This is a genomic window from Streptomyces sp. NPDC014894, from assembly GCF_043080985.1.
Classification (GTDB): Bacteria; Actinomycetota; Actinomycetes; order Streptomycetales; family Streptomycetaceae; genus Streptomyces.
In genome coordinates this window covers 376,682-399,832 of record NZ_JBIBWD010000004.1, presented here as the reverse complement: position 1 = coordinate 399,832, position 23,151 = coordinate 376,682, and the positions used below count along the sequence as shown (strand labels likewise).

General features: G+C 75.6%; 20 protein-coding genes and 1 pseudogene. 6 read left to right on the top strand and 15 right to left on the bottom strand.

Going from position 1 to position 23,151, the window contains the following annotated elements; genetic code table 11:
- The first annotated feature begins 3 nt into the window (after window positions 1–3).
- Together ACF089_RS12650 and ACF089_RS12645 are read left to right on the top strand one after the other, a co-directional pair.
- A complete protein-coding gene (locus tag ACF089_RS12650; RefSeq protein ID WP_392025385.1) occupies window positions 4–1,281 on the top strand; it encodes an amino acid deaminase in 1,278 nt (425 codons plus the stop codon).
- 28 nt (window positions 1,282–1,309) lie between these two features.
- On the top strand, window positions 1,310–2,917 hold the full coding sequence (locus tag ACF089_RS12645; RefSeq protein ID WP_392025383.1) for an amidohydrolase family protein: 1,608 nt from the start codon (window positions 1,310–1,312) through the stop codon (window positions 2,915–2,917).
- Window positions 2,918–2,933: 16 nt separating this feature from the next.
- Here the strand turns inward: ACF089_RS12645 and ACF089_RS12640 are convergent, their stop codons facing one another.
- Window positions 2,934–3,149 carry a hypothetical protein gene (locus ACF089_RS12640; protein ID WP_392025381.1) on the bottom strand — a complete coding sequence of 72 codons (216 nt, stop codon included), beginning with the start codon at window positions 3,147–3,149 and terminating at the stop codon, window positions 2,934–2,936.
- Window positions 3,150–3,322: 173 nt separating this feature from the next.
- On the opposite strand from ACF089_RS12640, the gene ACF089_RS12635 reads away from it, so the two are divergent.
- Window positions 3,323–3,586 carry a chaplin gene (locus ACF089_RS12635; protein ID WP_392025379.1) on the top strand — a complete coding sequence of 88 codons (264 nt, stop codon included), beginning with the start codon at window positions 3,323–3,325 and terminating at the stop codon, window positions 3,584–3,586.
- A gap of 67 nt (window positions 3,587–3,653) precedes the next feature.
- Here the strand turns inward: ACF089_RS12635 and ACF089_RS12630 are convergent, their stop codons facing one another.
- Together ACF089_RS12630 and ACF089_RS12625 are read right to left on the bottom strand one after the other, a co-directional pair.
- Entirely contained in the window at window positions 3,654–4,514 is an 861-nt protein-coding gene (locus tag ACF089_RS12630) for a tyrosinase family protein (protein WP_392025378.1), read from the bottom strand.
- Window positions 4,515–4,553: 39 nt separating this feature from the next.
- Window positions 4,554–4,985, bottom strand: a complete 432-nt coding sequence (locus ACF089_RS12625; RefSeq protein ID WP_392025376.1) for a tyrosinase family oxidase copper chaperone — start codon at window positions 4,983–4,985, stop codon at window positions 4,554–4,556.
- Window positions 4,986–5,308: 323 nt separating this feature from the next.
- Between ACF089_RS12625 and ACF089_RS12620 the strand changes: the two genes are divergently transcribed.
- Window positions 5,309–6,598: a cytochrome P450 gene (locus ACF089_RS12620; RefSeq protein ID WP_392025375.1), complete on the top strand. Its 1,290-nt coding sequence runs from the start codon at window positions 5,309–5,311 to the stop codon at window positions 6,596–6,598.
- Here ACF089_RS12620 and ACF089_RS12615 read toward each other — a convergent pair.
- Both ACF089_RS12615 and ACF089_RS12610 read right to left on the bottom strand, forming a co-directional pair.
- Complete coding sequence (locus tag ACF089_RS12615) at window positions 6,595–7,098, bottom strand: DUF5949 family protein (protein ID WP_392025373.1); 504 nt, start codon at window positions 7,096–7,098, stop codon at window positions 6,595–6,597. The two genes, ACF089_RS12620 and ACF089_RS12615, sit on opposite strands and share 4 nt — an antisense overlap.
- A gap of 45 nt (window positions 7,099–7,143) precedes the next feature.
- Entirely contained in the window at window positions 7,144–7,722 is a 579-nt protein-coding gene (locus ACF089_RS12610) for a DUF4352 domain-containing protein (RefSeq protein ID WP_392025372.1), read from the bottom strand.
- A gap of 364 nt (window positions 7,723–8,086) precedes the next feature.
- Between ACF089_RS12610 and ACF089_RS12605 the strand changes: the two genes are divergently transcribed.
- Entirely contained in the window at window positions 8,087–8,365 is a 279-nt protein-coding gene (locus tag ACF089_RS12605; RefSeq protein WP_392025370.1) for a hypothetical protein, read from the top strand.
- 31 nt (window positions 8,366–8,396) lie between these two features.
- Here the strand turns inward: ACF089_RS12605 and ACF089_RS12600 are convergent, their stop codons facing one another.
- A complete protein-coding gene (locus ACF089_RS12600; protein ID WP_392025369.1) occupies window positions 8,397–9,662 on the bottom strand; it encodes an NAD(P)-binding domain-containing protein in 1,266 nt (421 codons plus the stop codon).
- 53 nt (window positions 9,663–9,715) lie between these two features.
- Complete coding sequence (locus ACF089_RS12595; protein ID WP_392025727.1) at window positions 9,716–11,071, bottom strand: ATP-grasp domain-containing protein; 1,356 nt, start codon at window positions 11,069–11,071, stop codon at window positions 9,716–9,718.
- A 178-nt stretch (window positions 11,072–11,249) separates the two neighbouring features.
- Between ACF089_RS12595 and ACF089_RS12590 the strand changes: the two are divergent.
- Window positions 11,250–12,434 (top strand): annotated as a pseudogene (locus ACF089_RS12590) (glycoside hydrolase family 26 protein); the annotation flags it as partial.
- A gap of 483 nt (window positions 12,435–12,917) precedes the next feature.
- Here the strand turns inward: ACF089_RS12590 and ACF089_RS12585 are convergent.
- The 8 genes from ACF089_RS12585 to ACF089_RS12550 all read right to left on the bottom strand — a co-directional run bounded on the left by ACF089_RS12585 (window position 12,918) and on the right by ACF089_RS12550 (window position 23,004).
- The gene (locus ACF089_RS12585) at window positions 12,918–14,069 is read right to left on the bottom strand and encodes a GNAT family N-acetyltransferase (protein WP_392025367.1); all 1,152 of its coding nucleotides are present in this window, start codon (window positions 14,067–14,069) and stop codon (window positions 12,918–12,920) included.
- A complete protein-coding gene (locus tag ACF089_RS12580; protein WP_392025365.1) occupies window positions 14,069–14,740 on the bottom strand; it encodes a lipopolysaccharide biosynthesis protein in 672 nt (223 codons plus the stop codon). The genes ACF089_RS12585 and ACF089_RS12580 overlap by 1 nt, the downstream gene beginning before the upstream one ends.
- Window positions 14,737–16,011, bottom strand: coding sequence for a glycosyltransferase (locus tag ACF089_RS12575; RefSeq protein WP_392025725.1), 1,275 nt, complete (start codon window positions 16,009–16,011; stop codon window positions 14,737–14,739). Before ACF089_RS12575 ends, ACF089_RS12580 begins: the two co-directional genes overlap by 4 nt.
- An 8-nt stretch (window positions 16,012–16,019) precedes the next feature.
- A complete protein-coding gene (locus ACF089_RS12570) occupies window positions 16,020–16,760 on the bottom strand; it encodes a polysaccharide deacetylase family protein (protein WP_392025363.1) in 741 nt (246 codons plus the stop codon).
- Window positions 16,750–18,402 (bottom strand): murein biosynthesis integral membrane protein MurJ, encoded by a 1,653-nt coding sequence (gene murJ, locus ACF089_RS12565; protein WP_392025724.1) that lies wholly within the window; start codon window positions 18,400–18,402, stop codon window positions 16,750–16,752. The genes ACF089_RS12570 and murJ overlap by 11 nt, the downstream gene beginning before the upstream one ends.
- Before the next feature lie 410 nt (window positions 18,403–18,812).
- The gene (locus ACF089_RS12560; protein ID WP_392025361.1) at window positions 18,813–20,351 is read right to left on the bottom strand and encodes an O-antigen ligase family protein; all 1,539 of its coding nucleotides are present in this window, start codon (window positions 20,349–20,351) and stop codon (window positions 18,813–18,815) included.
- Window positions 20,352–20,353: 2 nt separating this feature from the next.
- Entirely contained in the window at window positions 20,354–21,814 is a 1,461-nt protein-coding gene (locus ACF089_RS12555; protein WP_392025360.1) for an exopolysaccharide biosynthesis polyprenyl glycosylphosphotransferase, read from the bottom strand.
- Entirely contained in the window at window positions 21,811–23,004 is a 1,194-nt protein-coding gene (locus tag ACF089_RS12550) for a glycosyltransferase family 4 protein (RefSeq protein ID WP_392025358.1), read from the bottom strand. The genes ACF089_RS12555 and ACF089_RS12550 overlap by 4 nt, the downstream gene beginning before the upstream one ends.
- Window positions 23,005–23,151: the final 147 nt, after the last annotated feature.

The window sequence follows — 23,151 nt, the reverse complement described above, 5'->3', positions numbered from 1 at the left end:
CCCATGCCCGCCGACCAGCTCGCCCCGCTTCGACAGGAACGAGTCGACCACCGGTTCAAGGCGCTGCCCCCGGACGCCGAGGGACTGACCGTCGGCGAGCTGGCGGCCGAGCGCCGCAATCTCTTCACGGGCGGCTTCACCACCCCCGTGATCGCGCTCTCCGCCGAGTCGGTCGAGCACAATCTCGATCTGCTCCAGACCTACTCCGAGCGCCACGGACTGGTCTTCGCGCCGCACGGCAAGACCTCCATGTCCCCCCAGCTCTTCGCCCGCCAGCTGGAGCGCGGCGCGTGGGGCATCACCGCCGCCGTCCCGCACCAGGCCCGCGTCTACCGCGCCCACGGCATCGACCGGATCTTCCTCGCCAACGAGGTCGTCGACGCCGCCGCGCTGCGCTGGATCGCCGGCGAACTGGCCGACCCCGACTTCCGTCTCATCTGCTACGCCGACTCCGTGCGCGGCGTCGAGCTGATGGACGAGGCCCTCACCGCGGCGGGCGCGCCCCGCCCCCTCGACGTGGTCGTGGAGCTGGGCGCGGGCGAGGGAGCCCGCACCGGCGCCCGCACCCCCGCGGAGTGCGCCGCCGTCGCCGACGCCGTCGCCGCCGCCCCCACCCTGCGGCTCGTCGGCATCGCCGGGTACGAGGGCGAGGTGCCCGACGCCGACGACGACTCCGTCCGCGCCTGGCTGCGCGAACTGATCGCGCTGCTCGCCGACTTCGACCGCGAGGGACGCTTCCGGGAATCGGGCGGCGAGATCGTCGTCAGCGCGGGCGGCAGCGCCTGGTTCGACGCGGTCGCCGATGTCTTCGCCGAGGTCCCCCAGCTCTCCCTCCCGGTGCTGAAGCTGCTGCGCTCGGGCGCGTACGTCTCCCACGACGACGGCCACTACCGCCATCTCACCCCCTTCAACCGGGTCCCCGACGAGGGCGCTCTCCAGCCCGCGTTCCGGCTCTGGGCCCAGGTCGTCTCCCGCCCCTCCCCCGAGCAGGCCTTCCTGAACGCGGGCAAGCGGGACGCCGCGTACGACCTCGACCTCCCCGAGGCGCAGGCCGTCCGCGACGCCCGCACCGGCGAGATCCGCCCGGCCGACGGCGTCACCGTCACCGGGCTCTCCGACCAGCACGGCTGGGTGCGGACCACGCCGGAGGCGGATCTGGAGGTCGGCGACTGGATCGGCATGGGGCTCTCCCACCCCTGCACCTCCTTCGACAAATGGCAGCTGATCCCGCTGGTCGAGGCGGACGGCACGGTCAGCGACTACATCCGCACGTTCTTCTAGACACCCCGAGGAAGAAGGAAGCGGAGCTATGGATCTCGTCATCCGGGACACCCGCGTCATCGACGGCGGCGGCGGACCCTCCTACCGGGCCGACGTCGGCCTGCGCGACGGACGCGTCGCCGCGATACGCCGCGAGGGCGAGGCGTCCCTCACCGGCACGCGCACCCTCGACGCCGCCGGACTCGCCCTCTCCCCCGGCTTCATCGACATGCACGCCCACAGCGACCTCGCCCTGCTGCGCGACCCCGGGCACGAGGCCAAGGTCGCCCAGGGCGTGACCCTGGAGGTCCTCGGCCAGGACGGCCTCTCGTACGCCCCGGTGGACGACCGCACCCTCGACGGGGTGCGCCGGGCCATCACCGGCTGGAACGGCGGCGGACCCGACGACACCTCCGTCGCCTTCGACTGGCGGACCGTCGGGGAGTATCTGGACCGGCTCGACCGGGGCATCGCCGTCAACGCGGCCTATCTGATCCCGCAGGGCACGGTCCGGATGTACGCGGTCGGCTGGGACGACCGCCCCGCCACCGACGCCGAGCTGACGCGGATGAAGCAGCTCGTCGCCGAGGGCATGGAACAGGGCGCGGTCGGCATGTCCTCCGGTCTGACCTACACCCCGGGGATGTACGCCAAGGACGCCGAGCTGACCGAGCTGTGCCGGGTGGTGGCCTCCTACGACGGCTACTACTGCCCGCACCACCGCTCGTACGGGGCGGGCGCGCTCCAGGCGTACGAGGAGATGGTCACGCTCACCCGGGAGGCGGGCTGCGCGCTCCACCTCGCCCACGCCACCATGAACTTCGGCGTCAACAAGGGCCGGGCGGGCGATCTGCTGGAGCTGCTGGACCGGGCGCTGGCGGACGGCGCGGACATCTCGCTGGACACCTATCCGTACACCCCCGGCTCCACCACGCTGGCCGCGGTGCTGCCGAGCTGGGCGGCCGAGGGCGGCCCCGAGGCGCTGCTCGCCCGGCTGGCCGACGACGAGACGGCCGAGCGGATCCGGCACCATCTGGAGGAGATCGGCTCGGACGGCTGCCACGGGGTGCCGATGGAGTGGGAGACGATCGAGATCTCCGGAGTCTCCGACCCGGCGCTCGCCGCCCATGTGGGGCGGACGATCGAGCAGTCGGCGAAGGACCGGGGCGAGGCCCCCTGGGTCACCGCCCGGCGGCTGCTGATCGCGGACCGGCTCGGATCCACGATCCTCCAGCACGTCGGCCACGAGGAGAACGTCCGGGCGATCATGCGCCACCGGGTCCACACCGGCGGCAGCGACGGCATCCTCCAGGGCGCGAAGCCGCATCCGCGCGCCTACGGCACCTTCCCGCACTATCTCGGGCGGTACGCGCGGGAGCTGGGGATCCTCTCCCTGGAGGAGACGGTCGCCCATCTCACCTCCCGCCCGGCGGCGCGGCTGCGGCTGCCCGACCGGGGCCTGGTCCGCGAGGGATACCGGGCGGACCTGGTCCTCTTCGACCCGGAGACGGTGGCTGCGGGCTCCACCTTCGAGTCCCCGCGCACGCTCCCGTCCGGCATCCCGCATGTGCTCATCGACGGCCGGTTCGTCGTCGAGGACGGCGTACGGACGGACGTCCTGGCGGGCCGTTCCGTCCGCCGCACACCGCGCGGCTAGCGGCTCTTCCCCGGGATCAGGCGGGCAGCCCGGGGACGAGCTTGCCGACGACCCCGGTGACGGGGGCGAGCGCCCCGCCCGGCGGCGGCTTGACGAGATTGCGGTCGACCTCCCCGGCCGCCGGCTTTCCGGCGGCGGGGAGGTGGGCGGCGGCCTGGGCGGTGCCCATCGCCGAGAGGGCCAGGGCGGCGGCGACGGCCGCGACGGCGGCGGCGTTCTGAAGTCGGATCATGCGCTGTGCAACGCGCGGCGGGCCGTCCGGTCACGTTCCGACAGGTGTGCCACTACGGCATGGGCGGTCACTTTCACCTTGATCCGTTACCGCCCACCGACTGCCGCGTTGAAGGAGCGTGAACGGCCGCAAGCCCTGCGGCCGACGTTCCTGAAGATCTGCAAGGAGAACTGATGTCGCGTTTCGCCAAGGCCGCTGCAGTCGTCGCCGGCTCGGGCGCCCTCCTGGTCGGCGGCGCCGGTATGGCCACCGCCGACGCCGGAGCGAGCGGCGCCGCCACCCACTCCCCGGGTGTCCTGTCGGGCAACCTGGTCCAGGTGCCCGTCAACATCCCGGTCAACCTCTGCGGCAACACCGTGAACATCATCGCGCTGCTGAACCCGGCGTTCGGCAACACCTGCGTGAACGCCTCCGAGGGCAGCGCGTACGGCCACTGAGCACCACCACCCCCCGAGCACCGCGGCCTCCCCCTTCTGCCGAAGGGGGAGGCCGCGGTTCGGTCGGTCAGACATAGCGGTAGTGACGGCTGTGGTCGAGCAGCTCGGACGGGCGTACGTCCCAGGGCGGCATCGGATCGTCCAGTGCGAAGACGCGGCCGGCCTGCGGATCGGGTGGGGCGATCCGGGTGCGGGGCAGATAGCCGGCCCGGGGGCGCGCCCGCTGCCAGCGGATCCAGAGCAGGTCCATGAAGGCGTGGTGCAGCCAGAAGACCGGGTCGTTGGGCGAGGTGGCGCCCACCATCAGACCGCCCACCCAGCGGTGCACCCGATTGTGGTTGCGCCAGCGCTCGGAGCCGCCCGCGCTCCACCCCTCGACGGCGTTGCGGAAGCCGGAGCGCGCGGTGGAGTCCCAGGGGGCCGCGTCGTACTCCGGCTCGGCGAGCGCCCGGTCCACCTCCTCCGCGGTGGGGAGGGCGATCGGATCGAAGGGGCGGCCGAGATTGCGGGTGAGGTACTTCCCGTCGGTGATCCGCGAATTGATCCGCCAGTTCCCCGCGGAGTGGGCGAAGGGGCCGGTCATCACCTGCCGGTCGCCGACCCGGCCGGTGCCGCCGAGGAAGTCGTCCGCCCACAGCGAGGAGCCGGGGGTACGGTCTGCCGTCCAGTCCCAGTAGGGGACGGTGACCGAGGCGTCGACCCGCTGGAGCGCGCGTTCGAACTCCAGCAGATACCGCCGGTGCCAGGGGAAGAACGAGGGCGTCATATGGGCCGCCCTCGGCCGGTCGTCGCCGTCGGGCACATAGAACGCGTCATGGGTGCGGACGAACTCGTCGTAGACCCCGGAGCGCTTCAGCTCCAGCAGCGCGTCGACCAGCCGCCGCTTCTCCCCGGGGGTGAGGTTCCGCTGGTTCTTGCGGGTGTGCACCGGTGCCGCTCCTCACGGGTCCCGTCGCCGGCGGGCGGGTCAGCGGCCGCGCGGCGCGGTGGTCGCCAGCCGGGCGGTCCCCAGCTCGTCCACCGCGGCGCGGGCCGTCTCACGCAGCGTCGGGAACGACTCGTAGTGGTTGAGATGGCTGAGATAGCTGCCGTCCGCCCGCCGCATCACATGCAGCGGCCGGCCGTCGATGCGGACCTCGACGCTCGGCGTCCCGGCCGCGGGCCCGCCGCCCGCGCCCGCCGGGACCATGACGGTCGCGCCGCCCTCGATGCGCCGGCCCCGGTACATCTCCGCGAACCGCTCCAGATCGCGCCCCGGCCCCGGCGCCCGCCGCTCGGGGCCCGCCGAAGTCCGCAGCAGCAGGGGCGCGAGCGCACCGGCGGTGCCCACCACCACCCCGGCGGTGAAGACCGCGCGCAGGGCGGTGCGCCGGGTGAGCGGGCGAGCGGGTCTGCGCATGGAATCGGTCCGTCCTCTTCGAGCGGGCCGTCCGGTCCGGAGCGGCCGTGCACCGTCCTGTCAACGAGACGACGGCGAAAGGGTTCCTCGTCCGGGTGGCGTGAGCCCGGACGGCGGCGTCCGGGCGGGGCTCGCCGGGCGCGCCGGCGGGGCTCGCTCGGCGTCCGGGCGGGGCTCGCTCCGCGTCCGGGCGGGGCTCCTTCCGGCGCGCGGGCGGGTGAGGGCGGATTCCGCGAAGGGGGTGAATCGCGGGCGTACGGGTCGTGTTGGCCGCCCGGCGGACACCGGGTGGCCCAGCATGGCCGCCCCGGCACCAGGAGGTCATGACTGTGTCCGCTTCATCTGCTTCGTCCGCTTCATCGACTTCACTCCGCCCCGACGAGGTCGATCTCGCCGACCCGTCGTTCTGGCGGCTGCCGCGCTCCCGGCGGCTGGACGCCTTCGCGCTGCTGCGCACGCTGGACGCCCCGGTGCGCTTCGGCGCGGACCCCGGCTTCTGGGCGCTGGTGAAGCACGCGGACGTGCAGGGGGCGAGCCGCGCGCCCCAGCACTTCGCCAGCGCGCCGGGGGTGACCACCCCCGAGCCGGCCGCCTGGGCGAAGGCCGTCTTCGGCGACTCGATGGTCAATCAGGACGGCGCCGAGCACGCGGCCCTGCGCCGGATCGTCTCCCGTGCCTTCACCCCCCGGCTGCTGGCCGCCACCGAGGACCGGGTGCGGGAGACCGCCCGGCGGATCACGGACGAGATGATCCGCGACCGGCCCGGGGACTTCGTGGCCTCGGTCGCCTCCCGGATGCCGTTCGAGGTCATCTGCGACCTGATGGGGATTCCCGGCCGGTACCGGGCCGAGATCGCCCGGCGGGTCGACGAGGCGTCGCGGAACGTGGGGGTGAGCCGCCGCCGGCTGCGGGTGCCGGGGCGCGGGCTGCGGGCCCTCGCCCATCTGGGGCTGGTGATGGCGAGGCTGGCCAGGGAGCGCCGCCGCCGGCCCGCCGACGATCTGATCTCGGCGCTGGTCACCGCCGACGTCGACGGCTCGGCGCTCTCCTCCCGGCAGCTCGGCGCGTTCTTCTCGCTGCTGCTGGTCGCCGGGGTGGAGACGACCCGCAACGCCCTCGCGCACGGTCTGGCGCTGCTGGCCGGGCACCCCGCCCAGCGCGCCCTGCTGGCGTCCTCGTTCGACCGGTACGCGAACGGCGCGGTGGACGAGATCGTGCGGTATTCGACGCCGATCATTCAGTTCCGGCGCACGGTCGTGGCCGAATGCGAACTGGGCGGGCGGAATTTCCTTCCCGGGGAGAAGGCCGTTCTCTTCTATGCCTCGGCCAACCGCGACGAGTCCGTCTTCGGGAATCCCGACGCTTTCGACATCACCCGGGATCCCAATCCCCATCTGGGATACGGGGGCGGCGGCCCGCATTACTGTCTGGGGGCCCATTTGGCGCGGCTGGAGATGACGGCGCTCTTCGGCGAACTGCTCACCCGGCCGGTCGGGCTGCGGTCGGTGGGGGCGCTGGAACTGGTCGACTCCAGCTTCGACAACCGGGTCCGCGCGCTGCCGCTCTCCTTCGACCCCGTGCGGCCGTGTCCAGGGGCGAAAGAGAGGCCCTAGGAGCGGAGCCGGCTCACCGGGAGGAGGGCGTGGGCGGCGGCGAGGAGGGTGGCCTCGTCGCCGATGTAGGACTGGAGGGTCTCCTCGCCGAGGGGTTCGCCGGGGGTGGCCTCGGGCCAGGGGCGGGTGCCGATGAGGAGGTGGGCGTGGCCGCGGGAGTCGGCGGCGGCGAGCCACTCGGGGGGCGCGGGGCACTGGGCGCTGAGCCCGGGCATGTTGAGGACGGCCCGGCCGCCCTCGACCAGCAGCCTGATCGGCGAGTTGTAGGACGCCTCGGTGGCGTCGGTGAGCAGTCCGTCCACGGCCAGTCCGGCCTGGTCGATCAGGGCCTCCACGGCGGCGACGCCCGCCTCGGGGCCGCCGTTGCCGTCGCCGAGGGAGTAGACGAGCAGATACGGCGTGTCGTGTCCGGCCGCGGGGTCGCCGGTCCAGGCGAGCATCGACACGGTGCCGAGATGGCCGCGCTGGACGGTGTTCTTGGTGGAGTTCGCGAGGGTCATGGACCGGCACCCTAGTGCCCGGTCGGGCCCGTCGGCCCCTTTCGTTCACCTGGATGGGGGAAAGCGGAGCTGCCAGACGAGGGTTCGTTTCCCGAGGGCGGTGTGGAGCCGTACGATCCGGGCCTTCTCCGGCACTTCGAATACCAGCCAGCCCTTTCTCTGTTCACCCACCGAAAGGGTGTTCCATTTCAATGGGGCGCCGGTGGTGAGCGTTCCGGTGGTCGCCTGCGGATGGCGTTTCCCGGTGTCGTCCACGACCCAGGCGCGGGCGCCGGAGACGTCGTGGGGCCGGCCCCCGAAGTTGAGCAGGGTGATCGCCGCGCCGACCAGGCGGGCGCCGCTCTCCGGCCGGTCGGCGGCGCGCACGCCGACCGCCGGGTCGACCTGGCCGACGACGGAGACCCGCAGATGCTCGCGGGATCCCGGGCCGCCGAGGTCGGCCGCGTCCCCGACCCAGGCCACCGCCTTCGCCCGGTCCCCGGCCGGCTTCTGGTCCGAGACGGGCCGGACGGCGGGCCGGTCGCGCGGGCCGGGGGCGGCGGTGAGCGCGTCGAGGGGGCTCTGGCAGGCGGTGGCGCTCAGCGCGAGCGCGGACACCAGCAGCGCGGAGGCAAGGTGGCGCATCGGTCCCCTTCAGCAGGCCGTTTTCCGTATCATCACCGCCTTTCGGCGGGGAAGGACGGCGGCGGGGCCCGTGTCGCGGCCGGTGTCGCCCGGAGGGTCCCACGGGCCCGCCGGGCGCGGACGGCCGGGCGGTCCCGCGGAGGCCCTCGCCGGGCGGGCCCCGCGGGGGGGGGCGCTCATCGGGCGCGGGCGACCGGCGGGCGGCGGGGGCCTCCCGGCGCGGGCGCGCTCCGGGCGCGGCGCGGGGCGGATGTCCGGTGGTCGTCCCGCCGTATCGCGGTGGGCCCCGAAAAACCGTTCCCGCGCTACTCCTCCGCGAGCGGTCCGCAGTGACCTCGACCGCGGCGCGGGCGTTGGCCGACGTATGGCAAGGACACCCGGAGCCGCCCGCTGGGAGCGCGTACCGCTCACGGCGCCGAGCCCGTATCCGCGTCCCGGGCCGCCGCCGCAGCAGCAGCAGCAGCACGAGTGGGCGGCGGCGGACGAGAGCCCGATCTACGACCGGCTCGCCCGGGAGTGGAGCGCGGCGGGCCGCACGCTGCCGGGCGCGGCCGACGGGGAGTGGGCGGCACTGACCCGCTGCCCGCCGCCGGCCGGGCCCGCGCCCCGGTGGATCCGCAGCCCCGGCGGCTCCACCGGATGAGCGCCGCCCGCCCCGCCGGGCGCGGACCGCGTCAGCGCTCCCGTACGGACGGGGCCGGGGCGGCGGCGAACTCGGCGGGCCGGGGCAGCCGGACGACGGTGCGGTCGCGGAGCCTTCTGCGCACCCCCGCGACCAGCCGGTGCGCGGTGAAGGTCGCGCCGTGCACGAAGCGCATGGACGGGCCGAAGGAGGGCGCGGCCAGCAGCCCGGCGAAGAACAGCCCCGGGCAGGAGGACTCGAAACCGGCCCCCAGCTCCGGCGCCCGGCCGCCGCCGACCGTGACCACCGCCCGCCGCAGCGAGCTGTCCAGCAGCTCCAGCCGCTCCAGGTCCGGGGTGAAGCCGGTCGCGGCGACGACATGGTCCGTCTCCACGGCCACCGGCTCCCCGTCGGGCGCGGCCAGCGTCAGCAGGACCCGGTCCCCGCGCGCCTCCGCGCTCCGCAGCCCGTGCCCCAGCAGCGCCGGCACCCGTCGCTCGTAACGCTCCCGGAGCCACCAGGCGCCCGCCGGGCCGAGCGCCGTGCGCGCGATGTGCTCCCGGGTGGACGCGGGCAGCTTACGCACCGCCCACGGGGTCTCGGACCAGACCCAGCTGGTCCAGCCGGTGCCCAGACCGCTGTGCGGGGTGCGCAGGGAGCGCATCAGCCCGCGCTGGAGCGGTTCGGGCGGGGTGTTCCAGTTGAGCCGTCCCCGGCGGGCGACCAGCCGGGGCCGGGCGCCCTGTTCGGCCAGGAGGGTCGCGGTCTCCAGCGCGGCCTGGCCGGCCCCGAGGACGGTGACGTCCTGGTCCCGGAAGCCGCTGAGGTCGCGGTGGCCGCTGCTGTGCGAGACCCGGGGCCCGGGCAGCGCCCGGAGCTGCTCGGGGAGATTGACGAACGGCATCACGCCGACCGCGATCACGACGGTCCTCGCCGTCATGCGCTCGCCGTCCGCCGTCTCCACCCGGAAGCCGTCGCCGGCCGGGGCGACGAGGGTGACGGTCCGCTCGTCCACGGCCGGGACGGCGTGCTCGGCGAACCACATGCCGTACTCGGTGAACGCGGCGATGGGCAGCGGCCTGCCGTGCACCGCGTCAAAGCCGTTCTCCTCGCTGAAGTGCCGCAGCGTGTGCGCGCCCGCGGGGTCGGAGAGATTCGAGGACCAGGGCTCCGACTTGAGGTACATGCCCTCGGGCATGTGGTCGCGCCAGGAGGCCATGGCCCGGCCGAAGACTTTCAGACTCATGCCGGCCGCGGCGGCGTGGGCCGCGATGGAGAGTCCGTAGGGGCCTGCGCCGATCACTGCCATGTCGTACACGGTTCGTCCGTTTCTTCGCGGTGGAGGGTGGTGCACAGGGGATGACGAGGGGTTCACGGGGTGGGCGCGTCTCCCGTACGGGGAGACGGCGGCCGGGCCCGGACGCGGCGGGCGCGGGCGGCGGCGCGCAGCCGGTGCGCCGCCTTGGCCGCGCCCCGGCCGGTCCAGGCCCGGGTCATGGCGAGGAAGGGCCGCAGATCGTCGCCGGCGTACCAGGCGGTCTCCACTCCGGCCCGGGGGACGGCGCCGGGCGGGCGGGAGCGCCGGGCGGGGAGGTCGCGCAGGCCGACGAGGGCCGAGAGCAGCGCGTAGTTCTCGGCGACGAAGACCCGGCCCGGTCCGCCGCCGCCGCTGACGACCCGCTGTCCGGTGAGATCGAGGTAGAGGGCGCGGACGACGTCGAGTCCGCCCGGCTCGGTGAAGAGCCGGAACTGCGCGCCGGGGCGCGGATTGGCGTCGAGCAGCTGATGGACGCCGGTGGCCGGGTCGCGCCGGAAGTCGAGATCGAGGATGCCCCGGTAGCCGACGTGGGCGACCAGCCGCAGCGCCGCCGCCTCCACCTCGGGGTTGGGCTGCCAGCTGCCCTTGGCGGTGAGACCGGTGCGCACCGGCCAGGACAGCTCCTTGCGCCCGCTGCCGCCGAGCAGACAGACCGCGCCGGAGGGGCCCCGGGTGAAGCAGCCGTGGAAGAACCAGTCGGAGTCGGGGGCGTCCGGCAGATAGCGCTGGAGCAGCAGCCGGCTGCCCGCCGCGCCCGCCCGCTCGCTCAGCCGGCGGGCGGCCGCCGGGGAGCGCACCAGGGTGGTGCTGCGCAGTCCGGCGGCGGCGGGCAGCAGCCAGGGGCGGGTCCACTTCGCCACCAGGGGGAGTCCGAGCCGTCGTACGGCGTCGGCCGCCTCGGCGGGGCCGGAGGGGACGGCGGTCTGCGGGTGGGCGATGCCCGCGGCGGCGCAGAGCGCGGCGAGTTCGGCCTTGTCGGCGAGGAGCCGGGGCAGTTCGGGCGGCTGCCTCGGCAGGTGGAAGCGGGCGGCGAGCAGCGGGGCGCGGGCGGCGGTGTGGATCGCGCTGAGGTCGTCCATGGCGATCAGCACCGCGCGGCGGCCGATCCGGTCGGAGACCCGCAGCAGCAGATCCACCAGCGCGTCGGGGCCGATCGGTCCGGCGGGGCCGACATGGGCGCGGCGCAGATGGCGGGAGCGGGCGACGGGGCTGGCGGCCGACTCGACCACGGCGTGCACCTCGACGCCCGCGCGCCCCAGCGACCGGACGGCGCCGAGGGTGCCGTGGTGGAACGGATTGCGGTCGAGCCGGAGCACCAGCGCGGGCGCCCCGGGGTCGAAGGGGACCCCGGCCGGTACGCCGGTGTCGTACGGCACTTCGGCCATGACCCCGGTGTCGAAGGGTGGCATCAGCGTCACATCTTTCACCTGGATGGTCCTGATAATCCCGGCCCGTTCTCGCGAATGCCGCGCTGACGGGATGTCAATCTGCGAATAAGTAACACTTTCTGGCTACGGTCGGGTACGCCGTTTCCTGCGGCGGATCGCTCAGACCGGACAGTACGCACAGCATTCCTCAGGAGGGGTCATGACCCGTCGACGCCGGTTCACCGGAACACGCATCGGAACGGTCGCCGCCAGTCTGCTGGTCTCCACGGGAGTATTCGGAGAACCGACGACGGGCGTCGCCCGCGCCGAGGACGCGCCGCCCTCCGCCTCCGGTTCCCCATCGGTCGCGGTGGGCGCCTATCTCGACTACGGCCCGGCCGGAGTGTGGCGCATGGAACAGCTTTCACGGTGGCTGGGCGGCACGGAATTGACGGCCGGTCATACTTATCTGCCGGGCGACCGGTGGAGCAATATCGAGGGCGGTCCCGGCTTCCTGACGGAGTGGGCCCGGTGGCGGCGCGGGGCGGACGGGCGGATGTTCGTGCTCAATGTGCCCATGCTGGAGCGGAACGAGGACCGGCTGCCCGACGCGCAGGTGCGGCGGCTGCTGCGGACCGGCGCCGCGGGCCTGTTCGACCACCACTTCCGTACGCTGGCGGAGCGGCTGGTGACGCTGGGGGTGCCGGACACGGTGATCGTGCTCGGCTGGGAGATGAACGGCACGACCTACACGCATCGCTGCGGCCCCGATCCCCTTTCGTGGAAGGCGTACTGGAATCGCATCGTCACGACCATGCGTTCGGTGCCGGGGCAGAAATTCCGTTTCGACTTCGCTCCCAATCGGGGCACGGACGCGATTCCCTGGACCGAGTGCTACCCCGGCGACGACGTCGTGGACATCATCGGAATGGATTCCTACGACCAGGCTCCGGGCACGACGTTCGACGAGCAGGCGAACGCGCCGTACGGGCTGCGGCAGCAGGTGGAATTCGCGGCGGCGCACAACAAGCTCATCTCGTACCCGGAGTGGGGGCTCTTCCGGAACGGGGACAATCCCGAGTACATGCGGGGCATGCTCGAATGGATCGAGCGGCACCGGCCGCTGTACCAAACCATCACGGATTACTGTCCGCACGGTGTCTGGCAGTGCGATGACAACCCCAAATCGTCGAAGGTGTTCCGTTCGATGCTCTTCGCGAAGCCGGGACCGGTGCCGCCGACGCCGGTGACGCCGACCCCGCCGGTGATCCCGACGCCGTCGGCGCCGACCCCGCCGGCGATTCCCACGCCGCAGGTCCCGACGCCGCAGGCGCCCACACCGCCGGTCCCGACGCCGCCCGTGACCCCGAGTCCGCCGGCGCCGACACCGACACCGACCGCACCGCTTCCGCTCCCGGCCCCGGTCCCGTCCGCACAGCCGGCCGGGGCGACGCCCGCGCCGGCGTCCACGCCGACACCGACACCAACGCCGAACCCCGCCGATACGACACCGGCTCCCACCCGGACGCCCGGGGAAGCGTCCCCGGCCCCCGTGCCCGTCACGACACCGAAGCCGACGCCGACGCCGACCCGGACGCAGGCCCAGACCCCGAAGCCGATCCCGACGCCGACCGCCGTGCCCGTCCCCGTGCCGACGCCGGCTCCCGTACCGGTACGGCCCAGTCCGCCGCCGCTGGTGAAGCCGGTCCCGAACCCGCTGCCGCCCATCGCGCCCGTCCCCCAGCTCAACACCCGGAAGTGGTGCGTCCCGCTGGACCTCGGGGACTGGGTCGCGCGCTGGGTGCCCCGGCGCGAGTACTGCGTCACGATCCCCTGGCCCGCGGACCGGCCCCTCGGCCCGTGGGGGGCGTAGGCCCCGCCGGGCGGCTCAGCGCGGGGGCGGGCCCGCCCGCCAGTCGTTGAGCCGGGCGCGCCACCGCCGCGCGGCGGGGAAGCGGGAGTTCACGGCCCCCGCCGCGCGGTCGCGCCAGTCCGACCGCGCGGCGTGCAGCCCCAGGACCGGTTCGAGGGCCGCCGGGGCCATCAGCAGCCGCCGGCTGGCCACGGCCTCGGGCCGCCAGTGGTTCTTGTACGACTCGTCGCCGCGCAGCAGGCTCACCGCCCGGCGGCCCGCGCGCGCCGCGGCGTCGGCGTCGTGGCGGAGCAGCATCGCGGCGACGTCTACCTTGTGCTCCCGCAGCCCCGGATCGGCCCCGTACAGATAACAGCCGGTCAGCCCGCCGGAGAACAGCGCCACACTGGCCGCCACCACCTCGCCCTCCCGCCGGTACTCGGTCAGATCCGCCTCCCCGTCGCGGACCATCCGGCGGGTGGCCCGCACCAGATGCTCGGCGAACCGGGGGCGCAGATGCTCGACGGTGACCCCGCGACCGCGCCACTGGAGTTCGTGGAGGCGGAGCAGATGGGCCATGGCGTCGGGCACCTCCTCCTCGGTCACCGTGCGGTCCTCGATCTTCAGCGCGTCGATTCTGCGCAGCTTGGCCCGTACCCGCTGGGCCCGGTGCGCCGGGAGCCGCTGGACCAGCTCCGCCATGGGGACGGCGGGCAGCTCCAGACAGACCGAGTCGGCCAGCCGCCGCCGGCCGCCCTGCCAGCTCTCGTACAGCAGCTCGGCGGCGGCCCCGGGCCGCACCTCGCGCAGATCGACCACGGCGCGGCGGGCGGCCCGCCGCACCCCGGCGGCGAGGGCCTCGACCGCCGGGGCGGCGCGGTCGTCGTCGACGAGGACGTCGCCGTAGTCGGAGACGGCCCCGCCGAGGAGGACGAGCAGCGGCATCGGACGGTGGACGAGCATCAGCGGCGCGGCGGCGACCAGCCGGCCGTTCTGGTGGACGAGTACGGTACGCAGCCGCCCACGCCCGCCGTACGAGCGCCACCAGGAGTCCAGCCAGGCGTGGCTCTGGAACGGGGTCGCGCTGGAGCAGCGCCGCCAGAGCCCGTCCCAGTCGGGTCCCAGCCGCGAGAACGCGCGCGGGTCACGGCAGAGCGTGACGGCCGGGCCCGCCCCCGACCGCCCCATCAGACCCGCTCCCGTTCGACGGAGTCGCCCGCCCCGGCCGGTGCGGGCACCGAGGCCGCGGCGGGGCGGGGCCGCCGCCGGGGCCGCACCAGCAGGACGAGTCCGCCGAGCAGCCCGCCCGCGCAGCCGCCGACGGCCGTGGCGATCCGGGCGGAGGGGGAGGAGGGCCGGCCGGGCGGGATCGCCTGGGAGAAGCTGACCAGCTGGACGCCGGTGCTCTTGGCGACCTGATTGCTGCTCACGAAGACGGCCTCGGCGACCGCGTTGGCGATGTCGGCGGCCTCGGCCGGCCGGGACGAGGTGCCGGTGATCGCGATCATCGGCGAGTCGGGCGAGGTCTCGGTGCGGACCTGGGCGCGCAGGGCGCGGGCCGGGATGCCGACGGCGACCCGGGCGTAGGCGATGGTGGAGTCGCTGGTGGCGACGCGCCCGTACGCCTGGGCGAATCCGAGGGCGGCGACCGGTTCGCCGTCCTTGGCGGGGACGGCGACGACATAGCTGGTGGCCGCGTACTCGGGGGTGACGAGCAGTCCGTAGGCGGCTCCGCCGGCCGCCCCGGTGAGCGCGAGGACGGGCAGCGGCCACCAGCGCGGCAGCGAGAAGAGCCGGGTGAGGAACCGTCTGGTCCGCCCGCGGGCGGCGGGCTTCGCGGGCTCGGGGGAGTCGGTCATGTGCGTGCTCTCTCGATCGGGGGGATGGGGTGGTGCGGGTCGGCGAGGACGCGCTCGTACAGCCGGGTGAGGCGCGCCGCGCCGGAGGCGATGTCGTAGTGCCGGACGGCGGCCGGGACCGCCGGCCGCCCCTCTCCGGAGTCCCGGCGCCGCCGGAGCGCGGCGGCCAGCTCTCCGGCCGAGCCGCCGACCCGCCGGCAGCCGGGGGCCATCGCCGGGGGCAGATCGTCCACGGCCGGACAGACGGTGTGCAGCACGGGCAGCCCGGCGGCGAGGGCCTCCACGACCGCGAGCCCGAAGGCCTCCTCGCGGGAGGCGGAGACGAACACGTCGAGCGCGGAGAGCACGTCGGGGACGCCGGGGCGGCGGGCGGGGGGCCGGGGGATCCCGGCGGCGGGCCCGGCGGCTGCCGGGGGTACGCGGGACCCGGGCGCGGCGGCGGGTGCGCCGGACCCGGACCCCGCAGCGGGCACGCCGGGCCCGGAAACGGCGGCGGGTGCGCCGGGCGCGGCGCACTCGCCGAGGAAGCGGACCCGGTCCATGAGCCCGAGGCGGCACGCCAGGGCGTGGAGGGCGTACCGCTCGGGTCCGTCGCCCGCGAGCACGAGATACGCCCCGGGGACGGCGGCGACGGCGTGCAGCAGCAGGTCGAAGCGTTTGCCGGGGACGAGCCGCCCCACCCCGCCGACGACGAACGCGTCCGGTCCGATGCCCAGTCGGGCGCGTACCGCCGCACGCGCGGCCGGGTCGAAGCGGAAGCGGGCCGCGTCGATCCCGTTGGGGACGACATGGATCCGCTCCCCGGGCACCCCCCAGGCCCGCAGCCGCCCCGCCACCGTCTCCGAGACCGCGACGGTCGCCGCGCCCAGCCGCTCGGTGGCGAGATACAGCTCCCGGGTGGGCCGGGTCAGCGGCCGGCCCTCGATCTCCGCCGCGCCGAGCGAGTGCTCGGTCGCCACGACGGCGCGGACGCCCGCGAGCCGGGCCGCGATCCTCCCGTACACACACGCCCGGTACAGATGCGTGTGGACCAGGTCGTAACGGCCGACCCGGATCAGCCGGACGAGCCGGGGCAGCACGCCGAGGTCCCGATTGCCGCCCATCCGCAGCGGCAGCACCCGTACGCCGTCGGCGCGCAGCCCGTCCGCCACCGCGCCCGGGTTGGTGAGGGCCGCCACCTCGCACTCCACGGGGAGTGCGCGGAGCAGCAGCCGCAGCTGCTGCTCCGCGCCGCCCACCCCGAGCCCGGTGATCACATGGAGCGCCCGCACCGGCCGGCTCACAGCCCCAGCCGGTGCCGCAGCCGCTTCGCCCCGAGCCGCAGGGCCCGGTCGGCGTGGCTGACATGGGTGCGCGGCAGGGCGTACGTCCCGGTCAGCGCGGCGGGCGGCCGGATCGCGCAGCCGTACGCGTACCCCGCGGCGCGCACCGCGTCCGCCGCCCGCGCGTCGACCGTGCCGTACGGGTAGCAGAAGCCCTCCGGCGCGTCCCCGGTGAGTTCGCGCAGCCACTCCCGGCTGCGCGCGGTCTCCTGGCGCAGCAGGGCGTCGTCCACGGCGGTGAGGTCGACGTGGTAGAGCCCGTGGGAGCCGATCTCGGTCCCGGCGGAGGCGGCGGCGCGGATGCCCCGCTCGTCCAGGAGGGGCTTGCGGGGCCCCTCGGGGTCCCACACATTGGCCCCGCCGAGCCGTCCGGGCAGGACGAACAGGGTGGCCGCGCAGCCGTGGCGGCGCAGCACCGGCAGGGCGGCCTCGGTGAAGTCGGCGTATCCGTCGTCGAAGGTGAGCCCGACGAGTCCGCGGGCCCGCCCGACGGCGTGCGCGCGCAGCAGGGTGCCGACGCCGACGCCGGTCAGCCCCCGGCGGCGCAGCCGGTCGAGCTGGAGGTCGAGCCGGCCGGGGGCGACGGTGACGCCGTACGGGTCGTCGGCGGGATCCGCCACCGAGTGGTACATCAGGATCCAGGGCCAGGGGCGGGCGGGGGGAGCGGCGGTGTGGGCGGTCGCCGTGTCAGCGGACATGACGGATCCTCTGTCGGGTGAGGGCGAGCAGATGGACGACCTCCGGGGCGCGGACGGCGAGCCCGGCGGCGGTGAAGACGGCGGGTACGAGCAGACAGCCGAGGGCCAGGCTCGCGAGCGGGTCGGCGATCAGCGGCGCGGCCAGCAGTCCGGCGAGGGCGGCGGCCCCGGCGGCGGCGGCGAGCCGGGCGAGGGCGAGGCTGACGGCCCGGACCTCGATGGCGACCACCCGGGGGCCGAGTCCGATGAGCAGCAGGAGGGCGGTGGCGCAGATGCCGACGGCGTTGGCGGCGGCGATCCCGTACACCCCCCAGGGGCCGACGGCCGCGGCGCCCGCGGCGACGGTGACGGCGAGTCCGGCGGCCATCGCGGCGGCCGGGTACCAGGTGGGGCGGCCGGCGGAGAAGAACGGCCGGCCCAGCGCGCCGACCAGGGTGTGGCCGATCAGTCCGGTGGCGTACACGCGCATGACGGCGGCGGTGGTCTCGGTGTCGCGGGCGGCGAACGCGCCGCGCTGGAAGAGGACTTCGACGAGCTGGGGCGCGTAGCCGAGGATGAGGGCGGTGCCGAGGAGGACGACCGTGCCCGCGAGGGCGAGGTCGTTCTCGACCCGGCGGCGGGCCCGTTCGTGGTCGCCCTCGGCGACGGCCTTGGCGACGACGGGGAAGGTGACGGTGCAGAACATCAGCGACAGCACCATCGGCATCTGCGCGACCTTCTGCGCGTAGTTGAGATGGGAGATCGCGCCGCCGGGGAGGGAGGAGGCGAGGAAGCGTTCGACCAGGACCTGTGACTGGCGGCCGGCCGCGAAGAGCATGACGGGGGCGACGACGGCGAGTCCGACGAGGGGGGCGGCGGCGGACCGGGGGGCCGCGCCGAACGGCCGTCCGGCGCGCGGGGGGCGCGGGGGCATCTGGCGCAGGAAGGCGGGGAGCTGGGCGAGGACCATCAGCACTCCGCCGACGGCGACCCCGGTGGCGGCGGCGCGGACGCCCCAGAGGGAGTCGAGGAGCAGCGTGGTGCCGATGATCCCGACGTTGGAGGCGACATAGACCCCGGCGGGCGGCAGGAACCGCCCGTGGGCGCGGAGGACGGCGCTGAAGTATCCGGCGATCCCGTAGGTGAGGACGGTGAGCGCGGTGAGCCGGGTGCAGTCGACGGCGAGCGCGGGGTCGGCGAAGCCGGGCGCGAGGGCCCGGACGAACTGGGGGGCGAAGAGGATCAGCAGCCCGGTGAGGGCGGCGAGCGCGCCGAAGAGCCGGGGGAAGGTGGCGGAGACCAGTTCCCGTACGGGGTCGTCCCCCGCCGCGCGGGCGGCGGAGCGGCGGGTGAGGGCATGGCTGAACGCGGGGACGAGGAGCAGGGCCATGGCGTCCTCGATGAGGAGGGTGGCGGCCATCTCCGGCACGGTCCACGCGATCAGGAACGCGTCGCTGTCCGTGCTCGCGCCGTAGATCCGCGCGATCGTCTGGTCCCGTACGAGCCCGAGCGCCGCCCCCGCGACGGTGAGCCCGGCGGTGACGGCGGCGGCCCGCGCGAGAAAGCTCCCGAGCGGTACGGGCGGGCGGCCCCCGGGCGGGTCGGGCTTCACGAGGGCGGGGCCTGCCGGGCGGGGTGGGCCCACCGGGCGGGACTGGGCCACGGGGCGGGGCGAGGCGGTGGGGATCGAGGCGGACCGGGGCGGGTCCGCCGGGTGCGGGCCGGTCGTGGGCGGGGCGGTCCGGGGGGAGGCTTCGGGGTGCGGGGCGGTCGTGGGCGAGGCGGTCCGGGACGAGCCCCCCGCCCGCTCCCCCGCCCCGGTCACCGCCGCGACCGCTCCGACCCCGGCCCGGGCGCGCGCCCCGGGACCCGAGCCGCCGGGCGCGGGCCGCGCCCCCGCCGCGACCGGCCGCCGTCGGGAGGCGGCGGACACGGCGAGTCCCGGCCGCGGCCGGCCGCGACCGGGCGGGACGGCGGCGCGGATCCGCACCAGGACGAGTCCGCCGGGCCCCGTGAGACGGGCCAGCGCGGCGCGGAGCCGTGACCGGCCCGAGCCGCCGGACGCGGGCGCGGTCACGGAGCGGTCGCCCGTCCACGGGCGGAAACGGAAGCGGAAGCGGGAACGGAGGCAGGGGCGGAAGCAGAAGACGGTTCGGAGGCCGAGTCAGACGCGGAAGCGGAGGCAGAGTCAGAGCCGGAGACCGAGCCGGAGACCGAGGCGGAGACCGAGGCGGCCGGGGCGAGGGCCCACCAGGCCGCGAGGCCGAGGACGACCCCCGTGAGCACCGTCGACGGCCCGCCGATGTCCGCGTACACGAAGTCCACCGTCTGCCAGACCATCAGCCCCATCGCGATCAGCCCGCAGTCGGCCGCGCGCCCGCGCCCCGGCGAGCGCCCGCCCCGGCCGCGTACCAGCCGCCGCACCCCGGCGGTCAGGATCACCGCCCAGCCGCCCGCGAACGCGGTGAGGCCGATGAGGCCCTGCTCGCTGAGGATCAGCAGATACATGTTGTGCGGGGAGAGCAGCGGCTGACGCCGGTAGGCGAATCCCGCGCCCGCCGTGTCGGCCGCCGAGGAGAGGCCGATGGAGGCGTGGCCGTCGCGGTGGGCGGGGAAGCCCTTGAGACCGACCCCGGCGGCCGGCCGCTCGCTCCACATGCTCGCGGCGGCGGCCCACATGGTGTAGCGGTCGGTCACCGAGCGGTCGGGGGCCTCCGTGACCCGGGTGATGCTGCTGACGCGCTCGGAGACGAGCTGCGAGCCGACGCCGAGGCCGCCGACGAGGACGACCGTGACCGCCGTGAGCACGGCGAACGCCGTGACGGCCTGCCGCAGTCCGGTGAGGACGATCAGCACCGTCACGGCGGCGGCGGTGGCCAGCCACGCGCCCCGGCTGAAGGAGAGCGCCAGCGGCGGCACCAGCGCGCCCGCGACGGCGAGCGCGGCGGGCCGCAGCCACCGGGGGGCGCCGGCGGGCGCGCGCAGGGCGATCGCGGCGGCGGCCAGCAGTCCGTACGAGACGATGGTCGCCATGCCCATCACATCTGTGGGCCCGAAGGTGCCGACGGCCCGGATGTTCTCGCCCATGTAGGACGCGCCGGTGGCGGTGGCGTACTGGTGGAGGCCGATCGCGCCCTGCGCGAGGGCGAGCGCGACGAGCGCGCCGGCGACGACGCGGAAGTCGCGGGCGTCCCGGAGGCTGAGCACCACGGCGGCGGGCACCAGGACGAAGACCTGGAGATGGCGCAGGAGTCCGGGCAGCGCGGCCGCCGGGTCGGCGGCGGTGACGGTGGCGACGGCGAGCGCGACGACCGGGAGTCCGAGGACGGCGGCGGCGAGCGGGGTCAGCGGCCGCTCGCGCGCGGCGAGGAGGCGGGCCGCGACGAACACCACCAGGGCGGCGGAGGCCAGGTCGGCGGGGGCGAGCCCGCGCGGGCCCGCCCCGGCGTCGCCGGCCGGGAGCGGCGCGGCGAGCAGCAGTACGGTCGCGATCAGGGGCAGCAGCGGCTGCCAGTGGGCCGCCCACCGCCGTACGGCCGGCCCCGTCCGTTCCTCGCGCCCGGCCCGGCCTCTCTCGCGTACGCCGCCGGGCGTCCCCCACAGCACGGTCATGCTCAGCTGCCTCCGAGCCGGAAGAGCGAGGCCGCCGTGCGGGCCAGGATGCACACGTCCTGCCAGGGCGACCAGGTCTCGATGTAGTGGTTGTCGAAGCGGGCGCGCTCCTCGATGGAGGTGTCGCCGCGCAGTCCGTGGATCTGGGCGAGGCCGGTGATGCCGACGGGCATCCGGTGGCGGGCCTGGTAGCCGGGGTGGACATGGCTGAACTTGGCCACGAAGTAGGGCCGTTCGGGCCGGGGTCCGACCAGGCTCATATCGCCGCGGAGCACGTTCCACAGCTGGGGCAGCTCGTCGAGCGAGGTGCGGCGCAGCAGGCTGCCGGCGGCGGACATGCGCCGGTCGAAGGCGACGTTCCACAAGGTGGCGGACTCATGGGCGTCGGCGGGGCACAGGGTGCGGAACTTCAGCAGGGTGAACGGTTTTCCGTTCAGGCCGATGCGCTCCTGCCGGAAGATGACGCCGGGGCCGTCGGCGATCCGCACGGCGAGCGCGCAGACCGCCATGACGGGCGCGGCGAAGAGCAGCGCGACGGCGGCGACGACGGTGTCGAGGACCCGTTTGACCGCGCGGGCGACGGGCCGGTGCAGCTCGGAGCGGAGGGGGCGTACGGAGAGTCCCCAGAGGTGGTCGTGGCCGGCGGCGCGCCGCCAGGTGTTCCCGGCGGCGGCTCCCCCGTCGACCAGCCAGAGCCGGCAGCCGTGCCGGGCGAACAGCCGCATGAGCGCGGCGGTCTCGGTGTCGGCTCCGGGCGGTTCGGTGAAGACGGCGTGCCGGACGTCGTCGCGGACCAGGGCGCGGGCGACGTCCTGCCGGGTGGCGAGGAGGGGCAGCGGTCCGCTCTCGTCCGGGGCGGCGCTGATCCGGCCGACGGGCCGCATGCCGTATCCGGGGCGGTCGTTGAGGGCCCGGGTGACCTGTTCGGCGAGGGCGCCCCGGCCGACGACGAGCGCGGATCGCGGGCGGCGCGCGGCCGACCGGCGGCGGCCCAGGTGGACGAGCCCGCGCCCGGCGCAGCACAGCGCGGTCTGGACGAGGACGGCGAGGGCGATCTGCCGCCAGCCGGCCGTGTGCCGTCCGTCGTACACGCTCAGCGCCTCGGTGAGGACGAGCCACTGCACCAGCGCGAGCCCGGCGACGGCGGGGGCCTCGGCGAGCGCGGAGGGCGAGAGGCTGGGCCGGTAGAGGCCGCGGCAGGCGTGGACGGCGGGGAGGAGGAGGGCGGCGAGGGCGAGTACGGGCAGGGCGCGGGCCGGGAGCGGCAGCAGGGCGGCGGTGAGCAGCGGTGCGAGGCAGTCGGCGGCGAGCAGTCCGGCGACGGGTCCGCGGCCGCCCGCGCCGGGCCGCGCCCGGGACGGCGTGCCGGGGCGGGCCGCGCCGCGCTGCGGACGCAGCGCGGTGGTCACGGGCACGGTCAGGGTCCGGGCGGTGTGGGGCGCGGGAACGCTCTCCGTCGTCATCGCTTGGCGCTCTTCCTGGTCGGAGGGGAGTGCGGCAGGAGCAGGTCCCGGTAGAGGTCGAGCACGGCGGCGGCGGTGGCGCGCACATCGCCGGTGGCGCGGACGTGGGCCCGTGCCTCGCCGCCGAGCGCGGAGCGCAGCCCGCTGTCGGCGAGCAGCCGGGTGAGGGCCGCCGCGAGGGCGGGCGGGTCGTCGGGGGGCACGAGGCTGTGGTCCCGGTGTCCGGGCGGGAGGCTCTCCCCGGCCCCGCCGACGTCGGTCACCACGACGGGCCGTCCGCAGGCCATGGCCTCCAGCGGGGCGAGGGCCATGCCCTCCCAGCGGGAGGGGAGGACGAGGAGGTCGGCGGCGCGCAGCCAGGGGCCGGTGTCGGGGACCGCGCCGGCGAACAGGACGCCGGGGGGCGCCTGCCGGGCGAGCCGTTCGCGGTCGGGTCCGTCGCCGACGAGGAGCAGCAGCGCGCCGGGGACGGCGGCGCGGACCCGGGGCCAGGCGGCGAGGAGGGTGTCCTGTCCCTTCTGCCGGCAGAGGCGGCCGACGCAGACGGCGAGGGGCGCGTCGGCGGGGAGGGAGCGGAGCGCGGCGAGCGAGGCGCGGGCGTGGCGGCGGTCGGCGTCGGGGGCGAGTCCTTCGGCGGGGGCGAAGTGGCCGAGGTCGACGCCGTTGCGGATGACGGCCCAGCGGGCGGCGATCCCGGCGCGCTCCCCGGCCCGGCGTTCGCTCTCGCTGACGCAGAGGGTGCGGGTGCTCCAGCGGGTGCCGTACCGCTCCCAGCGCAGGGCTTGGCGGGCGGCGCGGCCGGTGACGGCTTCGAAGGACCAGGCGTGCGGCTGGAAGACGGTCGGGACGCGGCCCCGGACGGCGAGGCGGGCGACGAGTCCGGCCTTGGCGCTGTGGGCGTGGACGAGATGGGGTCCGCTGCGGCGGATCAGCCGGGCGGCGGCGAGCACTTCGAGGGGAAGCCGGGGGCCGGGGGCGCGGACCGCGTTCCAGGTGTGGACCCGGGCTCCGGCGGCCTCGGCCCGGGCGGCGAGTTCGCCGCCGGGCGGGCAGGCCACGATCGTCCGTACTCCTTCGGCGGTCTGCGCCCGGACCAGGTCGGTGACGACGCGTGCGACTCCGCCCTCCACCGGCTGCACCAGATGGAGAATCGTCGGTCGGCTCGGCTCAGTCCGGCTTTCTTGCGGCACGTGCGGCTCTCTGGGTACGGGGGTACGGGGAGGGCGGTTCCGGCTCGGGTGAGCCGTGCGGGGGTGAATCCGGGTGTCGGCGGCGGGCGGTGCGGCGCCGAGGCCGCCGGCGGGGCGGGCGGTGCTGGTACGGGAGGGGCGGGGCGG

Coding starts and splice junctions, on each gene's coding strand:
- ACF089_RS12650 (WP_392025385.1), top strand. CDS start 4: ATGCCCGCCGACCAGCTCGCCCCGCTTCGACAGGAACGAGTCGACCAC.
- ACF089_RS12645 (WP_392025383.1), top strand. CDS start 1,310: ATGGATCTCGTCATCCGGGACACCCGCGTCATCGACGGCGGCGGCGGA.
- ACF089_RS12640 (WP_392025381.1), bottom strand. CDS start 3,149: ATGATCCGACTTCAGAACGCCGCCGCCGTCGCGGCCGTCGCCGCCGCC.
- ACF089_RS12635 (WP_392025379.1), top strand. CDS start 3,323: ATGTCGCGTTTCGCCAAGGCCGCTGCAGTCGTCGCCGGCTCGGGCGCC.
- ACF089_RS12625 (WP_392025376.1), bottom strand. CDS start 4,985: ATGCGCAGACCCGCTCGCCCGCTCACCCGGCGCACCGCCCTGCGCGCG.
- ACF089_RS12620 (WP_392025375.1), top strand. CDS start 5,309: ATGACTGTGTCCGCTTCATCTGCTTCGTCCGCTTCATCGACTTCACTC.
- ACF089_RS12615 (WP_392025373.1), bottom strand. CDS start 7,098: ATGACCCTCGCGAACTCCACCAAGAACACCGTCCAGCGCGGCCATCTC.
- ACF089_RS12610 (WP_392025372.1), bottom strand. CDS start 7,722: ATGCGCCACCTTGCCTCCGCGCTGCTGGTGTCCGCGCTCGCGCTGAGC.
- ACF089_RS12605 (WP_392025370.1), top strand. CDS start 8,087: ATGGCAAGGACACCCGGAGCCGCCCGCTGGGAGCGCGTACCGCTCACG.
- ACF089_RS12595 (WP_392025727.1), bottom strand. CDS start 11,071: ATGCCACCCTTCGACACCGGGGTCATGGCCGAAGTGCCGTACGACACC.
- ACF089_RS12585 (WP_392025367.1), bottom strand. CDS start 14,069: ATGGGGCGGTCGGGGGCGGGCCCGGCCGTCACGCTCTGCCGTGACCCG.
- ACF089_RS12580 (WP_392025365.1), bottom strand. CDS start 14,740: ATGACCGACTCCCCCGAGCCCGCGAAGCCCGCCGCCCGCGGGCGGACC.
- ACF089_RS12570 (WP_392025363.1), bottom strand. CDS start 16,760: ATGTCCGCTGACACGGCGACCGCCCACACCGCCGCTCCCCCCGCCCGC.
- ACF089_RS12560 (WP_392025361.1), bottom strand. CDS start 20,351: ATGACCGTGCTGTGGGGGACGCCCGGCGGCGTACGCGAGAGAGGCCGG.
- ACF089_RS12555 (WP_392025360.1), bottom strand. CDS start 21,814: ATGACGACGGAGAGCGTTCCCGCGCCCCACACCGCCCGGACCCTGACC.